The organism is Ruegeria sp. HKCCD6426 (assembly GCF_057221115.1).
Genome location: NZ_JBWVBF010000012.1, coordinates 1 through 19,051, shown reverse-complemented (window position 1 = coordinate 19,051; position 19,051 = coordinate 1). Strand labels below are relative to the sequence as shown.

Here is a 19,051-nt window from a genome sequence, read left to right as displayed (position 1 = left end):
GGTTCACCTCGCCTGTTCATATTTGATATATGATACAACTAACTGCAGATTCCACCAAAAAAAGGGCCGAAGAAAATCTTCGGCCAGTTTAGGGAGTTATCAGGCATTCGTGGGCGTTAGCGGCGGCGCTCTGCGAAGCAGATCCGCCGCTTTTTCACCAATCATGATAGCTGTTGCGTTCGTATTGCCTGAAATCAGGCTGGGCATGACCGAGTTATCAACAACCCGCAGATTGCGGACGCCATGCACTTTGAGCTCCGGGTCAACCACAGCCAGGTCATCTTTGCCCATCCGGCACGTTCCGACGGGGTGGTAAACAGTTTTACCTCGCTCTTTCACATAATTCGCAAGCTCATCTTCCTGCGTCATGTTCTTGCCGGGGAACGCTTCTTCTTTTTCCAGATACTTCGAAAAAGATGGCTGAGCCAGAATGTCCCGTGCCATGTTGAGTCCCTTTACCGATATTCTCAGGTCCTCCGGATCAGAAAAGTAGCGTGGATCCATGATCGGGTGATCCTTTGGATCAGCTGATTTCAGACGCAATTCTCCTCGACTCCGAGGCTTCACAACGCACGGGTTGATGGTGGCTCCTGCGCGAGAAATTGTTTCGCTGCCCATATCCAGGAAAACAATCGGAACAAAATGCATCTGCAAATTGGGCTCCGCCTCTATGTCGTCTACGTTTACGAAACAGCAGGCTTCGGTCACATTCGAGGCGACTGGCCCCGATTTAAACAGCATGTATTGCAGCCCGTTCTTGATCGAATTGAAAAAGGAATCTTGGCCGTAATACCCATGCTTGCCAGTGCAATACCGGACAGCTGGGTATTCCAGATGGTCCTGAAGGTTCTGACCCACACCATCCAAAGCAACATTGATCTGGATGCCATGAGACTTAAGTTCCTGTTCGGGCCCGATGCCTGACAACATCAAGATTTTAGGGCTTTGTACCGCACCGGCTGAAAGGATCACTTCCTTGGCAGCCCGTGCTACTTTCAGCTGGCCCCCTTGAACGTATTCGACGCCTACGGCCTTATCGCCTTCCAGGATGATCTTCGTCACAAGGCATCCGGTTTCAACGTCGATCAGGCCCTTTTTTCGCATTGGATGCACATAGCCAACGGCCGCACTGCAGCGGCGCACGTTGCGCGTTGTCGTCTGATTAAAGCCAACGCCACGCTGGCGTGCACCATTGAAATCGGGAGTGAACGGGATACCGGCTTCCTGACATGATCTCACAAACGCCCGCGTAATGTCGGTGATTTGGCGTAGGTCAGAAACTCCCAACGGACCCCCCACCCCATGGTAGTCATCGGACAAACGGTCGTTGTCTTCAGCACGCTTGAAGTAGGGCAAAACCTCCGAATAGGACCATCCTTCCGCGCCGTCTTCGGCCCAACCATCGTAGTCTGAACGCTGGCCGCGGATATAGATTGCCGCGTTCACTGAACCGCCACCGCCCAGCACGTTGCCTTGCGGCATGATCCGGGATTTTCCATCGAGGTTTTCCTGAGGCGCGGTTTCGTAGTGATACAGGTATTTGGTATCTAGAAGTTTGGTGAAACCCGCAGGAATGTGAATCAATGGGTTTTTGTCCCACCCACCAGCTTCGAGTATCAGCACCGAGCCGGCATTCTCCATAGCAAGCCGACCTGAAACCGCGCAGCCAGACGATCCCCCACCGACGACAACATAATCGTGCATGTCTTTCTCCTATTAATATATATGATATATGATACAGAGGATAAATTGTCAATCGGAGAGTCCTTGCTATTGCCGCCCCGCTGTTGTCGCATTATCTGTCGTGTGGTTGCTCATACCCGAAATTGGACGTAGGTGACATCGATGAATTCATCGCCCATCAGCTACAAAAGCTACGGTTTTCCACCTCAGATTATTACACACGCGGTGTGCCTTTATGTTCGCTTTAATTTGAGCCTGCGTGAAGTTGAAGAGATGCTGCTGCAGCGCGGGATCGACATCTTACGAGACGGTCCGGCGTTGGGTCATCAAGTTCGGACCGCTGGTCGCTCGAAACTTGCGGCAGCGACAGGACCGTTCAGGCGATGTCTGGCACCTCGATGAGGTCGTTGTGAGAATCTCCGGTCGCAAGTACTGGCTTTGGCGCGCGGTCGATCAACATGGCATCGTGCAGGAGGAAATACCCAACCAAAACGGGACAAACGGGCTGCAAAACGGCTGTTACGCCGCCTGATAAAGCGTCTTGGTTTCGTTCCCAAGCAGATCATCACGGACAAGCTGCGCTCATATGGCGCCGCCAAGCGGGAAATCGCGCCAAGTCTGGATCAATGGTCGCACAAGGGCCTCAATAATCACGCCGAAAACATCCATCTCCCATTCCGAAAGCGAGAACGGACGATGCAAGGCCACCGGTCTCCAGAAGGGTCGCATCTGTCCTGGCAGGCATAGAACTGGTCAACATGATCCGCAAAGGTCAATTCACGCCCGGATTCCGACCGTTTCAGCAATTCCCCAACTGGTAGGATAAACTGCTCACCAATTCCACTGATGCTCTGCGATCTAAAAACCTGCGACAGAACCGAACCAATGACATTCTCCTACTATCTAAGCGGTACCTCGACACGATGTGCAAAAAATATGCTTTTTGCACATTACTACAAGCCCCACACATTCCGGCCAATCTGCTACCGGTACACTCTACCGTCGCAGCATTTTCACGTTATTGTCCTGAGCCTTGCTCAACTGATTTAACTGCTAATTTCAGAAACCTTTTGCGCGATCTGGGTCATTATCTCTTCGACCATACCTCGGTCTAACTCCTGCCCGTTAATACGAATACGCACTGCATCCGCGGTAAATTCGGCACGAATATCACCGCCACCTGGCAAAGCTTGCGGTGGAATACGTTCAATTTGCTGTGGCCTGCCCCCCCTTGTTTTGTCTTTGGGGGTTCCTGGCGCAGCCGTTAAAGCACTCTCCAACAGCGCCCATTCAGCTTTGGCGTCAGAAACATCTGCCCGGGCAAGCGTCTCGCGTAGCGTCACTTGCGCACCGTCACGCAAAGCAGCAGCCAGTTTCAGACCAGCTTTTTCAGATAAACCAACCGGATACTGCAGGAGATCCCCCAGCGCCTCATGCACTATGGCAAAACTACGAACCTTGGACCGCTTGGCCTTGGAAGCCGCCGCAAACAGTGTATCCACTGCGGCCTCAACCGAGGGGAACACCCCCTGCCCTGCCGCTAATACGGCGACCCGACCCCGCTCATAGGGGCTTAGGTTCGAGCGCAGTTCGTTTTCTTCCACCATCGAAACATAAGCGCCCTGCCCTTTACCCGCATCGCGGACAAAAGCTGGGATTTCAGAAAATCGCGGATCAGCTTCAGCCAAACGCCGGAAAGCGTCCAATCGTCGAAACCCTGAAATCAGACCGTAGCCCTCATCCGTCTTCGCCACCTCGATAGGCGTGCGCAATCCATTGACACGAAGCGACTCCAACAGTTCGGCCATCGCTTCTTCATCTTCTACCATTCGGTCGCGACGAATGAAGTCGGCATCAATCTGGTCCAACGGCAGCATTTCGGCGATCAGCCCCGCATCTTGTGCATCGCGCCAGCGGGCAGCGTCGCCTTGATCCTTCGCCAACGCCACGCGATCCGTCACTGATGCCATGCCGTTTAGCGACGCGGCCTCGGCCGCCACCTGGGCAATTGGTGGCGTTGTCGAATTTGTTTCAAACGGGCTGATCGAGGGTTTCGCCGCGAAACCTGCTTCAAGCTGCTCCAGCTCCGTAGTGTCCGGAGCAGTCAATCTTCTGCGTTTAGCCATTTGCATCTCCTCCCATCTGAGCGTCCCGCCACCAACAGCCAATCAGGACTTCTTTGAATTCGGCGTAGGTGCGATCAAAGGTCTCCCTGCCCCGCACATAAGTATCGCGATTGAAGTCACGATAGTCGGCCTCATAGATTCCATTCACTTGCTCACCCGCCTGCCCCACCAGCGCGGTATAATCCTGCCTGTACGCGTTCATGAAGTCACCGAAGTACGCTTGGATTACATTGGCCATATCCGTTTGCTGGCTGGCATCGAATCGCGTGATGATAGCCCGCACAACATCCCACTCGAACTTGAGCTCAGGCAGTCCTGCCGCGCGTTGCGCCGCGTTCTCACCGTCTTCAATGCTCGCGAAGGTGGTATAGAGCATGTCAAAAAACCGACCGGTCGAGTCAAATTCCAGAAAGGATGCCCCCAGCGGAACCAGTAGAATGTCGGCCGCCGCCAATGCATTGATCGTTAGGTACCCAAGTGCAGGAGGCGTATCGAGAAAAACGATATCGTAATCGTTCAATACGCCTTCGTCTTCGAGGAAGTTCGTCAATCCATCCCATAACGGCCAACTTCGCAAGCCCATCCGCCAGACTGGAATTTGAAACTCTGCCCAATAAAGGTTCAACTGCGCTCCAATCAGATCAATATTGGGCCAGTGAGTTTTCTGGATCACGTCTCGCGGCGAAGTTCTAAGCGCTTCCTGCAGTGTTTCGTCCAGCGGAATTTCTGTTTGACTTGCGGCCGAACGTACCCTGTTTTCCTCTTGAACTGCTCTCGCGTAGTCTTTTGCTATCAGAGGGAAAACCGTTTGCCATTCATCCGCAACACGCCCTCCGAGAATCGACGTCATTGAACCTTGGCTATCGAGATCTATGACGAGCACTTTGTATCCGTCCAACGCCGCTGACATGGCCAGATGCGCGGCGGTAGACGTTTTACCGACTCCGCCCTTGAAGTTTGCTACTGCAACCACTTTGGCCGGCAGGTCGTTCGGGCGATAGGGCAGGTATTCCTTGGTGCTCACACCTTCCGCTGCAAAGTGCTGGCGCAACTTTAAGACTTCTTCCAGAGTGAACCACTTAGACCCCGCCTCCCCTTCGCCTTGCGGTAAATCAGGGTTCGCTTTGAGAACGCGACGCAAATGAGCCGGGGCAACTGGAATCAGGTACTTAGTAATCTCCCAGATCGAGAAGCGGCGTAGTCTTTTTTCACCGTCCGGCGCGTAACCGCGCCTAGCCAAATCCTCTCGGCCTTTTGAGCAGAAAGCGGCAGCTTTCGCGAATCGAGATGTCCCGATAGGATCAGGCAACTTCGTCGCCGCAATCTCGGGATCAAGATTCAGATAGGGGGGCAAGGGAGGTTGGTTGGATTTATTCACTGTCGATGCCTCAGATAATGTTCGCCTTACCAGCGTATATTTAGGAATGTAACGAACATTTGTCGGCAGCGCTATCCTCAATCGGTGTTTTTTCCACAGAACTAGGTACTAGGCTACGGTTTCGTGGCGAAACTAAAGGAAATTGAAGAAATAGGCACACTAAAGAGTTTATTATTTTTAGATTGTTTAGAAACTTTGCTTCCTTGATAATAATTAAAAACAACAACTTAGCGGCAATTGGGCACCCACATACAGTACCAAAGGTACCTGTTCTCAGGATGACAGGTGCCTGATTCCGGGGCCAATGGAACCTGATTCCGGGAAAACGGGCGCCGATTCTCGGGATGAGGCTAATAACCGGATTTCAGGCTCTAATGTGGGTTGGCGTCCCGGGTTTAGAGAGGCGCTCGACTCTGAATTCCAGGGTAGAAACCAAAGTTTCTGGGGATAACTTGATTTCGGTGAAGTTTAAGTACCCGTCTACAGGATCGCGGCCATCCTGTATTTGGGCACCCAAATGGGATTGATCGATAGGTACCTTTCATGCCACAACTTGGAAAACGAGCAGTCAGGCAGAATCATGCCCGATACCCAAATAGATATGGATCATCTCTCAGGTGCATTGCGCCGGGAAACTGTGAAAAAGAATGTCGCTGCCATCCACATCAGCGGCAAGCTGACGTTATTGCAACGCAAACTGTCCAACGTTCTTTTGCTTAATGCGTACGATGCGCTGACATCCGCGCCAACGCACACCATAGACGCGCGGACGCTGGCGATGATGGTCGGATACAATTCCAACGACTTTGATACTCTGCGAGCCAGTCTCAGAGCGTTGGCTGAAACTGTTGCCGAGTGGGACATGCTGGACGAACAAGGACGCCAGGAATGGGGAGTGTCGTCGCTGTTGAGTTTCGCCAAACTCAAGAACGGTGTCTGCGAATATGCCTATTCTCATGCATTGGCTCAAAAACTGTACGATCCCAAAATCTATGCCCTGATCAATGTACATATTCAGCGCAATTTCAGTTCCGGCCATGGTTTGGCGCTGTATGAAAACTGTTATCGTTTCGTGCGTACCGGATCGACTGGCTGGTGGGCGCTGGGTGTTTTTCGAAAACTGATGGGAGTGGAGGGCAGCGACTATTATGCGAGTTTCAAGCACCTCAATGCCAAGATCATCAAGCCAGCCGTAGCTGAAGTGAATAAGAGTTCGGACATTCTGATCGAACCTGAATTCCGCAAGAAAGGTCGCTCAGTGACGGATATCCGTTTTGTCATCAAACGTAATCCGCAAATGGCGATGTTTGAAATCGACGACAGTGACGGCGTCCGCAATTTGGATGTCTACAAGTCGTTGCGCGATCAGGGTGTGTCGGATCGGTTGGCGCGCCAATGGATTGCAGAGCATGGCGAGGAATATGTTCAACAAAAACTGGACTTTGTAGCGGGGCAGGGGGATGTGAAATCGACGGTTGGCTACCTGTCAGCCGCACTGCGCGACGACTATCAGACTCCTGGTAAAGAGACCGCACCAGAGCCGAGCCCGGATGCTCTTGCTGCGGCCCGGCAACGCGAGGCCGAGAAAGAGCAGGCGGACTTGGCCTTTGCGGAGCGTGCGGCCGAACGTGCAGAGCGCGCGCGCCGGTTGTCAATTGTGGAAGAATTGGTTTCGCGGCGAAACCCCACGCAACGAGACGCGGACAAACGATTGTTCATGTCAGGTTTGAGTGAAGAGCTTGACCGTGAACATTTTCGAGCTCATGGCTGGCGATCAGGATTGAACGCATCCGCGATTTTTGAGTTCTGGGAAGAGCTAGAGCCTGATGCGTTCCACTGACTAGGAGCCCCAGGCAACTGGTGGCAAAACGTCAGATGAACCGATGGCGCACTTCGGCTTCGGCAACATCGGCACTTTTGGCTGTTGTTGATTTGGTCGTCGCGACCTGAGTTGATAGATTTGCACCAGAATTAGCACCTATGCCTGCACAGATTGGGCCACCCGCACCTGTACGAGAAAGCAATAATCCGCACAATTATCCCAGCAAATCCGTTGCCGGATTCTCGGGAATTTCGACTTCATCATAGTATTTCTGTGCTTGTGCAACAGAGCGGTGCAGGGATAGGCGCATGACGGTCTGAAACGGGGCGCCGTAGCGTGCTACCTAGGTCAGGAAGCCCGAACGCAGCCCGTAAGGGGTAGCGAAATTTTGCGGAAGCACAACCAATGCAAGACGACGTTTGATGATCTGTTAAATCGCATCCGGGGACAGGCGGCGTTTCAGAACACGGTAGGCTTTTGAAATCGGGCGGAATAGCGGGGGCATCGCAGGTCCCGCCAACCTTGATCCAGTGCAGCAGCGTCAGCGCGGGGCGGCTCTTAAGCACCAAAAATGGCGTCTCTTCCTGCTGGGTTGTCATGGTCTTCAGTAGAGACATCCAGACCAACCCTACTTTTTCAAATTCTTTCAGCGACACATCTTCGCACATCAGATCAGAGATCTCCGACCGCCGTCATCCACCGTTGGCCCAGCCAAACATCAAGATCGCCCGGTCCCGGCAATCTCGGTGCGCGCCGCGGCAGATGGCCAACAGTTGCTGCAGCACATCACGCGCAATCGTATGGGCCGATTTCGGGGAAGGGGGCTAGGCGGCGCCTTGGCGCGGGCCTATTTTCACCTGCGGCGCGTCAAACAACAAGGGGAGGTTCTTCATCTCGTAGAAGGCCTGCCAGGAAGCGATGCGCCGGTCCAGGGATGCGGGGGCCGGGCAGGCGAGGGTTTCGCGCAGGCCTTTCCTAATAGGTGTCTTCGCGGTCTCTTCCTGTTCGGACCAGTCGGGCGCCTTATTGAACCGGGCGGATTCCCAAGCGGTGATGTAAAGCAGATCGCGCTCATGGGCGCGTAGCGTGTTTTCGGGCGTGCCTGGCACTTTGCGGTCAGTAAGCGTTGCTTGATCCGTCGTTGAGTGAGTAGGGGAGCGGGTGGGAAGATAAGGGGATGGCGGCTTCATGGGCAACATCCCGCGCGCATTTCTCGCCAAAATCATTCACAAGTGATAAGCGAAATTTATCGCGTATAATTGTGATTTGAAGATATCGCAAATGTAACGATCAAAATGGTCAATTTTTGCGCATAAGGCGGGTAGGGGGTTTGCAAAGCGTCGAAATCGGGAGGTCGTGAGGTTGGATCTGTTGCAAACTTTGACGGATCTGTCGCAAAGTTCTGACCATTGACCTTAGTGGCTTTAGCGCCTGTGTGGCGAACGGCATTATCCAGATTAAGGTTGGTCTATGATTTCTTTCAAATGAGCGCAGTATCCGAAGGATGTGATCCTGTTCGCGGTCTTCTTTTACGTCCGCTACGGTGTTTCCTATCGAGACCTGGAAGAAATCATGGCCGAGCGCGGCGTATCGGTAGATCACACAACGTTGAACCGGTGGGTGACACGGTATTCGAGCGCGATCGCTGAAACAGCGCGCCGTCGAAAGGCGCTATGTGATCGTCCAAGCGCCAAGACTTCAGAGTGCCCCGCTTAATCAATTGCGCGCGCGCTGCAATCAGCGACGAATATTTCACAACCCACCTGTTGAGTGTTGCGTGGTCAACTTGCACACCGCGCTCCGCCATGATCTCCTCGAGGTCTCGGTAAGACACCGTGTACCTCAGATAGAAGTAGACAGCGTACAAAACCGCTTCCTTCGCGAAGTGGCAGCCTTTCAATGAAATCATGTTGAAACCTATTAGTACCATCATCCCGCGAAACAAAGTCGGAACTCGCACTCTATCAACCTAACTCCAAAGTTTGCTGCTCAGCCGGCCTCTGTCTAAATCCGTGACGCCTTTAACACGGTGGCCTCACCTCAGACAGGGGGGTCAAAAGTTTGCGACAAAGCCCCTGTTCCGGCCTGAGGAACACGCAATTTAGGCCGATGGAGACCGCGCGCGACGATCCTGATACAATTGGGGCGGGAGGACACCGTGGATCAGGTTGTTTCCAATTGGCTAGCATCGCTCGGGCTTGAAAAGTACGGGGAAGTTTTTGCGTCGAATGAAATTGATTTTGAGGCTCTACATCATCTGACGGAAGACGACCTGCGAGAGATGGAAATTCCGATTGGTCCTCGCAAGAAGATTTTGCACGCGAAACCGCTCCTAATTACTTCAGGCCAGCCCGATGGCGCTGAATACGGATCAGCTGAAACTGCGGAACGGCGCCAACTGACCGTGCTGTTTTGTGATTTGGTCGGGTCGACGGCGCTATCGTCGCGGTTGGACGCAGAAGATATGCACGACGCTCTGACACGTTTTCACGAATGCATTGCCACCACGATTGCGCATCACGGCGGGTATGTCGCGAACTATCTCGGAGATGGTGTGTTGGCGTATTTCGGATGGCCACGCGCGTCGGAAGACCAGACCGCGCAAGGCGTTCGCGCCGCCTTGGCATCACTGGAGGAGGTGGCGGATATCCAACTCCCGATTGGTTTGCCCCTTACCGCAAGAGCTGGCATTGCAACAGGTGATGTTGTCATTGGCGACATCGAGAATGAAACATCGCACCAAAATGCTGCCATTTCTGGCGAGACGCCAAATCTGGCAGCACGCCTTCAAGCCATTGCAGTACCCGGACAATTGGTCGTTGATGAAACAACAGCCACAATTGTTTCGGGTCTGTTTACGCTGGCTGACCTCGGGCAAGTGGACCTGAAAGGCCTGCCGCAAAAAGTGCCCGCCCATCGGGTCGACCAAGAGGTGGTTCCGGAGAGCCGGTTTGATGCGTTTCAAACTGGTCAATCCGCGCCGTTCATTGGCAGGGCGGTCGAAATGGCTTTGTTGAGAGACCGATGGGACGTCGCTACCAGCGGGGAGGGACAAGTTGTTGTGCTGCGTGGTGAACCCGGCATTGGAAAAAGCCGTTTGAGCCAAAAACTTCTTCACGCGATTGAAGACGAGCAACATATCCGGCTGCGCTATCAATGTTCAGCGCACCATACTCATTCTGCGTTTTATCCCATTCTGCGCCAGCTGGAGCATGCGGCCAACATTGAGATGTCAGATTCCTCAGATGTAAAACTAGAGAAATTGGAAGGTTTATTCGAAGCTTCTGGGGACAAAAACACAAAGGCTGCCGCAGTGATCGCACAGGCGATGGGGTTGCCCGCAAATGGGTGCAAATCCCAGGCGATGTCCCCGGAACGTCAAAAGGCGGCGACCATTCGAGTGCTGTTAGATCAAATGATCGCATTGGCGGAGACTGCGCCGTTGCTATTCGTTGTGGAGGACGCGCACTGGATCGATCCAACAAGCCTCGGGGTGTTTGAGCGGATTGTGCATCTTGCCGAAGACCTCCCCGTCATGCTGCTGATGACTGCGCGCCCGGAATTTCGCACGCCTTGGCCTATTGAAGGGCACTGCTCCGAACTCACGCTCACCAAACTCCCAAAACGCCAGTGTGCTGATCTGATCCGGCGCCTCACCACGGCGCGCAGCGCGGACGGTGCAGTCATCGACACAATTGTTGCCCGGTCGGGGGGCATACCGCTTTTTGCCGAAGAATTGGCGCGGGTCGTGCGGACAAAAGCGTCTTCCGCACCCATGGACATTCCGGCCAATCTCAAGGCGCTGCTGACGGCGCGGTTGGACAGCGCAACGCCTGCAGCGCGAGAAATCGCCCATGTAGGCTCAATACTCGGGCGCGCATTCAATCGGCAGGCGGCAAAACCACTTTGCGATCTCACCGAGCAGGCTTTTGATTCCGCATTAAGAGAATTGATCGATCTTGGACTTGTTGCGGAGAAAGGTAGCGGTGAACGCGGCCTGCTGGCGTTCCGGCACGCTTTGATCGAAGAGGCGGCTTATGCAGCACAGCTCAAAAAAACGCGTCGTGCGTTGCATCAGCGATTTGCCGACTGGTTGATAAAGAATGATCTGGAGAAAGTGCGGGTCGAGCCGGAGGTCGTAGCGCATCATCTGGTCCAATCGGGGAACCCCTCCCAGGCATTGCCATACCTGCACGTCGCCGCGCGTCGCGCCAGCGGTCAATGTTCGTATTTGGAGGCCATCGCCCATCTGACGTCCGGCCTGGATATCATTGCGGCTTCAGAGGATCACAAGACCCGCGCAAAATGGGAAGTACCGTTGCTCACGGGGCTTGGCACCGCGCGTATGGCGTTGTGGGGCTATGCGGACAAAGAGGCGGGGAACCTGTTTTCGAAGGCATTGCAACTTTGCGGCGAAGATGCCGACAAGGATGTGCGCTTCAAAATTCTATGGAACCTTTGGCTGAACAGTCAGATGTCAGCAAGCTTGCCCAAAATCGACCGCATGATTCAGGCGATGTCAGGGGTTGTTGAAACTTCGCCGTCAGAGGAACACTATCTGCAATTCAACCACGCGGGATGGACGTCTAGTTTTTCGCGCGGAGACTTGTGCTCGGCGCGCGCCTATCTGGCCAAGGGGCTGCCGATTTATTCCCCGGAGAAACACCACCAATGTGCGCTGCATTATGCCGGGCATGATCCCGGCGTTTGTGGGCGAAGCCATTCATATTTCCTCCGGTGTCTGGAGGGTGACGTTGAGGGTGGGCGGGCCGACGCCAGAATCGCAATCGAACTGGCCGAGAGCCTTGGTCATGAAAATACTCTGACCACGACATACGCTTTTGCAGCGCTCGGAGGTTTCTTTGAACGCGATTATCGGAGCGCACACCAGCGATCACAGGATGCGCTGACCTTTGCAGAAAAATATGGGCCCTGGCATTTTGAAGTGATTGCCCGATGTGTTGAAGCTTGGGCCGCCGGTTGTTTGGAGCAAGATGACGACGCGCCCGGCACCATTGAAGAGCTTATCAAGGCTTCCATTGCGCGTGGTTCCGTGCTGCGTACGCCTTTCATGGAACTCATGCTGGCGGACCTGCTTCAGCAGAGAGGCGCTTGGAGTGAATCGGTTGCCGCAGCAGACCGCGCACTTAAGAAAATGCAGCAATATCATGCCGGAGCCCTGACTGCGGAGGCTCATCGCATGCGCGGCGTTGGGCTGGCGGGTCTAGGCCAGATTGTTCAGGCTGAGGCGTCTTTGAAATCGGCGCTGGACTTCTCAAACCAACAAGGGGCCAACCTCTTGAGCTTGCGCGCGGCTGTGTCGCTAACACGAATCCGCCAGAAAACTGAAGCAAAGCCCCCGCCCACAGAACTCGTAGCATCATGCCTAGCTAGAGTGAAAAACGCCGACGCTGCCATTGATGTTAGAGAAGCCACGGCATTATTGCAAAAAAGCTGAAGCATGATGCCGGAGCACGATCAAACACTCGTCTAATCGAGCTTATTGACTGGCATCGCCTTTCCCAATCATGCTCAAACAAGTTGGCAATCACACTAATTCCACTCGAACCCGCTGTCACGGTACCCTTAATTTTTGGACTGTATCATCAATTACCGGATTGTGCTCTTAAATCCCGTGCGGTGTGTGCTGTGGAAAAGCTGTGTTGCGGGCTGTCGTGAACAGGGCAATTGGCCCATTTATTCCTTCGACTTGTGAATGTGCGATCACTTCGCGGTGAAACTGTGCATCCATCCTGCGCAGATCTCCGAAGTAAAGCATGCCTTTTTGCCAAGCGATGCTGAGGTTCAGTGGGCGCAGCGTGTTCTAAACGCTGCTGACGGCGCTGCGATCGTCGATGGCGAAATGGTAGACGAGCCAGTGCGCATCCGAGCCCGCGCCATTCTGGCCGCGAAGTTTACCGATACGGAACAAGGAAACTGACTAAAACGCATCGGAAGTTTCGAAACAACTCGGGCCATCATAACGGGGATCGCCAGGTTGATTGTTAAGCACTGAGGATTGTGGTCGCACCGTTGGCAAAATGATTGCCGAGCAATGCATAAATAGTTAGCAATGGGGTTTCCTCGCTTATCACCTTCTGAATAACAGGGAGTGACTGGAGTAGGATGAATATTGAGGGGCGGCACTTGCCGGGCCGCCTCTCAACCCGTTACCGATATAGCTAAAGTTGCAGGTAGTTATTGATTGGACCCAGCCATCACCTGCTCCATGACGTTTTCAAGATTGAAGCTGCCCGGTGTTTGGCGCGGCGGGAATTCTTCAAAGCTTTTTAACCACTGACTTACGTAAGCCGACGCCGGGGCTATGACATACATGCGTTCGGCTGCCCAGCGGACATAGCCCATGGCGTTCTCTTCTTTCGCGCGTTCAAAGGGATCCATGCGCAGATTGGTAAGCGCTGGAAAACGCAGAACTTTGAAGGGCTCGGACCAGACGTCGAAGCCATGGGCTTCCTGCACGAGGAAATTGATCTTCCAATCTCCCCGGCGCAGGGCAGCTACGCTGCCATCATCCGTCCAGTAGAGAAATTCATTGCGGGGCCAGCCTGCCTCACCGCGCAATGCCGGACCAAGGTCATAACCGTCTAGATGGACTTTGTACTCCCGCTCGCCGATGGTCATACCTTCCAGAAGCTGGTTCTTGACCTCAGTCTGGCCTGCGGCTCCTGCGAGGGTGGCAAACATATCTGTGTGCGATCCGATCTCGTTAATGATCGTGCCCGGCTCGGTCACTTTGGGCCACCGGATCAAAGTGGGAACGCGGAACCCGCCTTCCCATTGAGTGTTCTTCTCACCGCGGAACATCGTTGTCCCGCCGTCAGGCCAGGTGAAAGTCTCGGCACCGTTGTCAGTGGAATACATAACGATTGTGTTGTCGGCGATGCCCAACTCATCAAGCTTGTCGAGCAATTGGCCCACGTGGCCGTCATGCTCGACCATGCCGTCGGCATAGATTCCGTACCCCGTGACCCCTTCGCTCTCGTCCTTGAGATGGGTGAATACATGCATCCGCGTGGAGTTCCACCAGACGAAGAATGGCTCATTTTTCTCGTGGGCCGTCTCCATGAAGTCGAGCGCCACTTCAAGTGTCTCTTCATCCACGGTTGCCATGCGCTCGCGTGTCAGCGGGCCAGTGTCGACAATCTCGCCGCCTGCTTCCGAACGGATCACCCCGCGCGGGCCGAAGACATCGACGAAACGCTGCCCGTCGGCCATGACCAGATCCCGTGGGTAGTCGATATTCTCAGGTTCTTCTTCGGCATTCAGGTGATAGAGATTTCCAAAGAAAACGTCGAACCCATGATTGGTGGGTAGATGCTCGTCGCGGTCGCCAAGATGGTTTTTGCCGAACTGACCCGTCACATAGCCCTGGGCGCCCAGCACCGTGGCGATTGTGGGATCCCGTTCGTCCATACCTTCGGGCGCGCCAGGTAAACCCACTTTGGTCAGGCCAGAACGTATCGGCGATTGACCGGTAACGAAAGCGGCCCGGCCGGCGGTGCAACTCTGTTCTCCATACCAATCGGTGAACATTGCACCTTGTGCCGCGAGACGGTCGATGTTGGGGGTTCGATATCCCATAATGCCGTTGTTGTAGGCACTGATGTTGAACTGGCCGATATCGTCTCCCCAAATCACCAGAATATTTGGCGGTTGATCCTGCGCGAACCCTGGCAGTGCCGAGGCAGAAAACGCAATGCTGGAAAAAACCACTGTGCGGAGAGAATTTACGCTTCTTGAAAATCTCATTTTTGGCTTCCCTGATAGATAAACTACCTTACTATGGTAGGCGTTGTTTGACCCGTGCGCTTACCATTTCCGGCCAAGTCGCTTCGGGCTGTGCAGGGTTCTGAGACACAAAACCTACGAGAGTCGACATGACGCGATTTGCATCTGTCCAGGCATCCGTGGCTGAGCCATTCTTTACTGCAGCGCCGTTGCACTTCACTTTTCTCGAACGGCTTGCGGAAGAAAGCGGCCTGCCTGGCTCGATAGTGTCCGAGCCAAGTGGGATCATATCGCTGCACGCCGCCGAGCGTTTTATGGTGAAGCTGGATAAATGCCTTATGCACCCGGTGTTTTTCATAGAGACACTGCGATTGGCGTCCCCGCCCAAAGATAATTCGGTAGCAAACATTGAATTGCCTTGTGCGTTAACTGGCCTTGAAGCCGTACAAAGCGTGGCAAGCCGCATCTCCTCCGTCTTGTATGGCGCGGGTTTTATTACAGAGCGGGATGGCCAGCGCATCTGGCTCTTGCGCACTGCGTCAACTACAGATTGGACAGATCGATGGCCTGTTCAGCAATACAATCTAGAAGTTGGACGGCAGGCGGTGGCCAGTGTTCTGGGTCGAACGCTGCAACCAGTAGCGCTGCGTCTTAATCATATCGTCGGTAGGGAAAAGTTGCCCGAGGATTTGCAAGACTTGCCGATTGAGTTGAGCAAGTCCACTATGGGCTTGGCCTTCGATTTGAAAGACTTGCAGCCGCGGAAGGGTAGTCTGTTTGTCAGTACATCAACGGAGAATAGCGAAAGCGACTTGCGGGAAGTTGGTTCGGTCGTTCTGCGTAGATGCGTCGAGAACTATCTGTCCACAACAGCGCCAGAAACGCTGTCGCACACGGTCTCAAAGGCATTTGGTTTAAGCGAGCGTTCTTATCGCCGTTACTTGCGCACTTTGGGTGTCAGCCATCGTCAGATTGTCTCGGACGCCCGTCTGTCGAAGGCAGAACGGATGCTCTCAGATTCCACTATTCCAATCACCGAGATCGCCTTCGAGCTTGGTTACGCCTATTCATCCGCTTTCACGCGGTTCTTTGCCCATCGCACCGGCACTACGCCACTAGAATATCGCAGACATATTTTGAGTTGATGAACTGCTCGTAATGGAGAGCGACAACAACAAGATGGAAAAAGGGCGACTTGGCACGTTCAACATGTTTTCAAAATCGAATAACGTTCGCTGGCGCGGCTTAAGAACTGGGAAGGGCCGCTTGAGGGCTACGACGCAAATCTTGCGCAACGTTGAATGATTTCAAGGCTTGAGCGGATTATCCGGCAATTCGTGCAAACTGCCGGGTTGTGTCGCAATCTTTTGGAAGCATCAGCGACGGCTGTATACTGGACACATTTATTCTGCAAACCCTTGAAGGTAATCATGAACTGTCCGCCGGATGGTAGACATGGCCGGCTCTGTCGCAAACTCTTTAGTCTGTCTGTCGATCTGATCGATGGTCTGGTATGGGATTGCCCAAAGCAGAGGGCGGCAGGTCGTGGCAATTTCATTCAAAGGCGCGCATTTTCCAAAGGACTTGATCTTGCACGCGGTGTTTTTCTATCTGCGATACGGTGTGTCATATCGCGATCTTGAAGAGATCATGGCCGAGCGTGGCGTATCGGTCGATCACGCGACATTGAACCGTTGGATCATCAAATTCGCGCCTCTGGTCGCGGAACGAGCACGTCGTCAGAAGCGGGACTGCGATCGATCTTGGCGAAAGGACGAAACATATATACGCGTCAAAGGGAAATGGGTCTATCTGGACCGCTCAGTCGACAAACATGGAAAGACCCTTGATTTCATGCTTTCCAAGCGCAGAAACAAAGCTGCGGCGACCAAGTTCTTTGCTCGCGCACTCGAAGTGAACGGGCTGGCATTCGACGTGAGCGAGGATCTGGTGGGCGGCTCGGCCTACGACGTCCATGGCGTGCCGCTGTCGGACGAGACGATGGCCAAGGCGCAGGAGGCAGACGCGGTTCTGCTGGGCGCGGTGGGTGGGCCGAAATACGGCGCCTGGACTTCAGCGTCAAACCCGAGCGTGGCCTGCTGCGCCTGCGCAAGGAGATGGATCTGTTCTCCAACCTGCGCCCGGCCCAGTGCTTCGACGCGCTGGCCGATTTCTCGTCGCTGAAAAAAAGACGTGGTCGCCGGGCTTGACATCATGATCGTGCGCGAACTGACCTCGGGAGTCTATTTCGGCGAGCCGCGCGGTATCTTCGAGGAAGGCAATAAACGCATCGGCATCAATACCCAGCGCTACACGGAATCCGAAATCGAACGCGTCGCCCGCTCGGCCTTCGAACTGGCGATGCGCCGGAACAAGAAGCTGTGCTCGATGGAAAAGGCCAACGTGATGGAATCGGGCATCCTCTGGCGCGAGGTGGTGACCCACGTCGGCAAGGATTATCCCGAAGTGCAGCTCAGCCACATGTATGCCGACAACGGTGCCATGCAGCTTGTGCGCGCGCCGAAGCAGTTCGACGTCATCCTGACCGACAACCTGTTCGGCGACCTGCTGTCGGATTGCGCCGCGATGCTAACCGGTTTCTTGGGAATGCTGCCCTCGGCCAGCCTCGGCGCGCCGATGGCCGATGGCCGCCCCAAGGCGCTCTATGAACCGGTTCATGGCTCGGCCCCCGACATTGCCGGCCAGGGCAAGGCAAATCCCATCGCCTGCATCCTGAGTTTCGCCATGGCGCTGCGCTACAGCTTCGATCAGGGCGCCGAGGCGGACCGCCTGGAAGCCGCGATCGAACAAGTTCTGGCCGACGGCGTGCGCACGGGCGACCTGCTGGCGGAAGAGGGCGTCAAGCCTGTTTCCACCGCGCAGATGGGCGACGCCATCGTGGCGGCGCTGGACGCAAGCCTCTGAAGGCATTCTGATGAGCGTAACAGGACCGCCTCAGGCTTCCGGCAGAAAGGCTTGCACGTTCTTCAGGCTGCGCAGCACGAAACTCGATCTCGTGTGGCGGATCCCGGGAACCCGGTAAAGCTTGCGACGAAGAAATTCCTCGTAACCGCGGGTGCCATTCACCGCGACCTTGATCAGATAATCGTACTCGCCCGTCGTCAGATGAACTTCCAGCACTTCGGGCATCCGTTCCATCGTGGTGCCGAAGGCTTCGAGGATGTCATCGTCGTGCCGGTCCAACACCACCTCGATCATCACGGTTTCGGATGCGCCGAGTTTTCCCTGATCGAGTATCGCGCGATAGCTGGTGATCACGCCCTCTTTCTCGAGCCGCCGCACCCGTTGCCAGCACGGACTCGGCGACAGGCCGATCTTTTGCGCGAGTTGCGTGTTTGAGATGCGCCCGTCTTCGGCGAGCGTCTGCAAGATTCTTCGGTCGAATTGGTCGAGAATTTCATTATTCACAGTAGACTCTTTCTAAGAAACAATATTTGACAAAAGAATAATTCGCAAAAATCTTTATGGCAAGATAATGAGAAAGAAAATTTTGGGGCATGTAGGATAAGACTCTGCCAACAGGAGGTGGAGAGAGATGAACAAACGGTTCTACTGTTCAGACCCTATGAATACCGCCTGCCGGGTCATGGATCTTGCGCGACGCATGGGGTTGGCCATTGAGGCTCTGCAGTTCGAAAAGAGGGGTGAAGAGTACTATGAACTGAAGTTCGAGATGACCGAACTGGAAACGCAGCGCGCGGCCAGTTTTGAGCAGCGGATCAGCCTTTTCGAAGACTGGCTACGGGAACCTGCGCATGTCTGACGAATGAGACCCGTACCTGCATGTTCCTGAACCGGCTCTGTTGCAAAGTTTTGACCATTGGCGGTCATGGATGTAGCGAGCGATTAGCTCTCTGTACTTCAAGGTCGAAGGTCTGGTCATGATTTCTTTCAAAGGCGCACAATATCCAAAGAGCGTTATTCTGTTCGCGGTGTTCTTCTATGTCCGCTACAGTGTTTCATACCGGGATTTGGAAGAGATCATGGCTGAGCGAGGCGTCGCAGTGAATCACACCACGCTCAGGCTCTGGGTTACTCGATATGCAGGCGCAATCGCTGAGGCGGCGCGTCGTCGCAAGGGACAGTGCCACCGCTCTTGGAGAATGGATGAAACGTATATCAAAGTGAAAAGCACGTGGGTCTATCTCTATCGCGCCGTAGATAAGCACGGCAAAACCCTGGATTTCATGTTGTCTGAGCGCCGGAATAAAGCCGCGGCGACGAAGATCTTCGCCCGCGCGCTTGAGGTGAACGGTCTACCGCGCAAGTTCG

14 protein-coding genes and 4 pseudogenes are annotated in these 19,051 nt (G+C 54.3%); 11 read left to right on the top strand and 7 right to left on the bottom strand.

Annotation, left to right across the window (positions count from 1 at the left end; all coding sequences use genetic code 11):
- Positions 1–99: 99 nt before the first annotated feature.
- Entirely contained in the window at positions 100–1,704 is a 1,605-nt protein-coding gene (locus AC2TDA_RS22115; RefSeq protein ID WP_480881170.1) for a GMC family oxidoreductase, read from the bottom strand.
- A gap of 141 nt (positions 1,705–1,845) precedes the next feature.
- Here AC2TDA_RS22115 and AC2TDA_RS22110 point away from each other — a divergent pair.
- Positions 1,846–2,406 (top strand): annotated as a pseudogene (locus AC2TDA_RS22110) (IS6 family transposase); the annotation flags it as partial.
- A gap of 323 nt (positions 2,407–2,729) precedes the next feature.
- On the opposite strand, the gene AC2TDA_RS22105 reads toward AC2TDA_RS22110, so the two are convergent.
- Both AC2TDA_RS22105 and AC2TDA_RS22100 read right to left on the bottom strand, forming a co-directional pair.
- Positions 2,730–3,809, bottom strand: coding sequence for a ParB/RepB/Spo0J family partition protein (locus tag AC2TDA_RS22105; RefSeq protein ID WP_480881167.1), 1,080 nt, complete (start codon positions 3,807–3,809; stop codon positions 2,730–2,732).
- Entirely contained in the window at positions 3,802–5,187 is a 1,386-nt protein-coding gene (locus AC2TDA_RS22100; RefSeq protein ID WP_480850783.1) for an AAA family ATPase, read from the bottom strand. Before AC2TDA_RS22100 ends, AC2TDA_RS22105 begins: the two co-directional genes overlap by 8 nt.
- A 580-nt stretch (positions 5,188–5,767) precedes the next feature.
- Between AC2TDA_RS22100 and AC2TDA_RS22095 the strand changes: the two genes are divergently transcribed.
- A complete protein-coding gene (locus tag AC2TDA_RS22095) occupies positions 5,768–7,027 on the top strand; it encodes a replication initiation protein (RefSeq protein ID WP_480881164.1) in 1,260 nt (419 codons plus the stop codon).
- An 806-nt stretch (positions 7,028–7,833) separates the two neighbouring features.
- On the opposite strand, the gene AC2TDA_RS22090 is transcribed toward AC2TDA_RS22095, so the two are convergent.
- Positions 7,834–8,199 carry a hypothetical protein gene (locus AC2TDA_RS22090; protein WP_480881161.1) on the bottom strand — a complete coding sequence of 122 codons (366 nt, stop codon included), beginning with the start codon at positions 8,197–8,199 and terminating at the stop codon, positions 7,834–7,836.
- Positions 8,200–8,515: 316 nt separating this feature from the next.
- Here AC2TDA_RS22090 and AC2TDA_RS22085 point away from each other — a divergent pair.
- Positions 8,516–8,692 (top strand): annotated as a pseudogene (locus tag AC2TDA_RS22085) (IS6 family transposase); the annotation flags it as partial.
- Here AC2TDA_RS22085 and AC2TDA_RS22080 read toward each other — a convergent pair.
- Positions 8,688–8,918, bottom strand: a pseudogene (locus AC2TDA_RS22080) (IS6 family transposase); the annotation flags it as partial. The pseudogenes AC2TDA_RS22085 and AC2TDA_RS22080 sit on opposite strands and share 5 nt — an antisense overlap.
- 249 nt (positions 8,919–9,167) lie before the next feature.
- Here AC2TDA_RS22080 and AC2TDA_RS22075 point away from each other — a divergent pair.
- The gene (locus AC2TDA_RS22075; RefSeq protein WP_480881158.1) at positions 9,168–12,467 is read left to right on the top strand and encodes an AAA family ATPase; all 3,300 of its coding nucleotides are present in this window, start codon (positions 9,168–9,170) and stop codon (positions 12,465–12,467) included.
- A gap of 258 nt (positions 12,468–12,725) precedes the next feature.
- Positions 12,726–12,950, top strand: coding sequence for a hypothetical protein (locus AC2TDA_RS22070; protein ID WP_480881157.1), 225 nt, complete (start codon positions 12,726–12,728; stop codon positions 12,948–12,950).
- Between the two features lie 257 nt (positions 12,951–13,207).
- Here the strand turns inward: AC2TDA_RS22070 and AC2TDA_RS22065 are convergent, their stop codons facing one another.
- Positions 13,208–14,779 (bottom strand): arylsulfatase, encoded by a 1,572-nt coding sequence (locus AC2TDA_RS22065; RefSeq protein ID WP_480881155.1) that lies wholly within the window; start codon positions 14,777–14,779, stop codon positions 13,208–13,210.
- 158 nt (positions 14,780–14,937) lie between these two features.
- Here AC2TDA_RS22065 and AC2TDA_RS22060 point away from each other — a divergent pair, with 158 nt between their 5' ends.
- The 4 genes and pseudogenes from AC2TDA_RS22060 to leuB all read left to right on the top strand — a co-directional run bounded on the left by AC2TDA_RS22060 (position 14,938) and on the right by leuB (position 17,683).
- Positions 14,938–15,903 (top strand): helix-turn-helix transcriptional regulator, encoded by a 966-nt coding sequence (locus AC2TDA_RS22060; RefSeq protein WP_480881154.1) that lies wholly within the window; start codon positions 14,938–14,940, stop codon positions 15,901–15,903.
- A gap of 400 nt (positions 15,904–16,303) precedes the next feature.
- Positions 16,304–16,768: pseudogene (locus tag AC2TDA_RS22055) on the top strand (IS6 family transposase); the annotation flags it as partial.
- A 107-nt stretch (positions 16,769–16,875) separates the two neighbouring features.
- Positions 16,876–16,968 carry a hypothetical protein gene (locus AC2TDA_RS22050; RefSeq protein WP_480881151.1) on the top strand — a complete coding sequence of 31 codons (93 nt, stop codon included), beginning with the start codon at positions 16,876–16,878 and terminating at the stop codon, positions 16,966–16,968.
- Positions 16,952–17,683: a 3-isopropylmalate dehydrogenase gene (gene leuB / locus AC2TDA_RS22045; protein ID WP_480881150.1), complete on the top strand. Its 732-nt coding sequence runs from the start codon at positions 16,952–16,954 to the stop codon at positions 17,681–17,683. Before AC2TDA_RS22050 ends, leuB begins: the two co-directional genes overlap by 17 nt.
- Positions 17,684–17,713: 30 nt before the next feature.
- Here the strand turns inward: leuB and AC2TDA_RS22040 are convergent, their stop codons facing one another.
- Positions 17,714–18,187 (bottom strand): Lrp/AsnC family transcriptional regulator, encoded by a 474-nt coding sequence (locus AC2TDA_RS22040; RefSeq protein ID WP_480881147.1) that lies wholly within the window; start codon positions 18,185–18,187, stop codon positions 17,714–17,716.
- Positions 18,188–18,314: 127 nt separating this feature from the next.
- Between AC2TDA_RS22040 and AC2TDA_RS22035 the strand changes: the two genes are divergently transcribed.
- The gene (locus AC2TDA_RS22035; protein ID WP_480850770.1) at positions 18,315–18,542 is read left to right on the top strand and encodes a hypothetical protein; all 228 of its coding nucleotides are present in this window, start codon (positions 18,315–18,317) and stop codon (positions 18,540–18,542) included.
- Between the two features lie 118 nt (positions 18,543–18,660).
- A partial coding sequence (locus tag AC2TDA_RS22030) for an IS6 family transposase (protein ID WP_480896876.1) occupies positions 18,661–19,051 on the top strand: 391 nt, incomplete at its 3' end.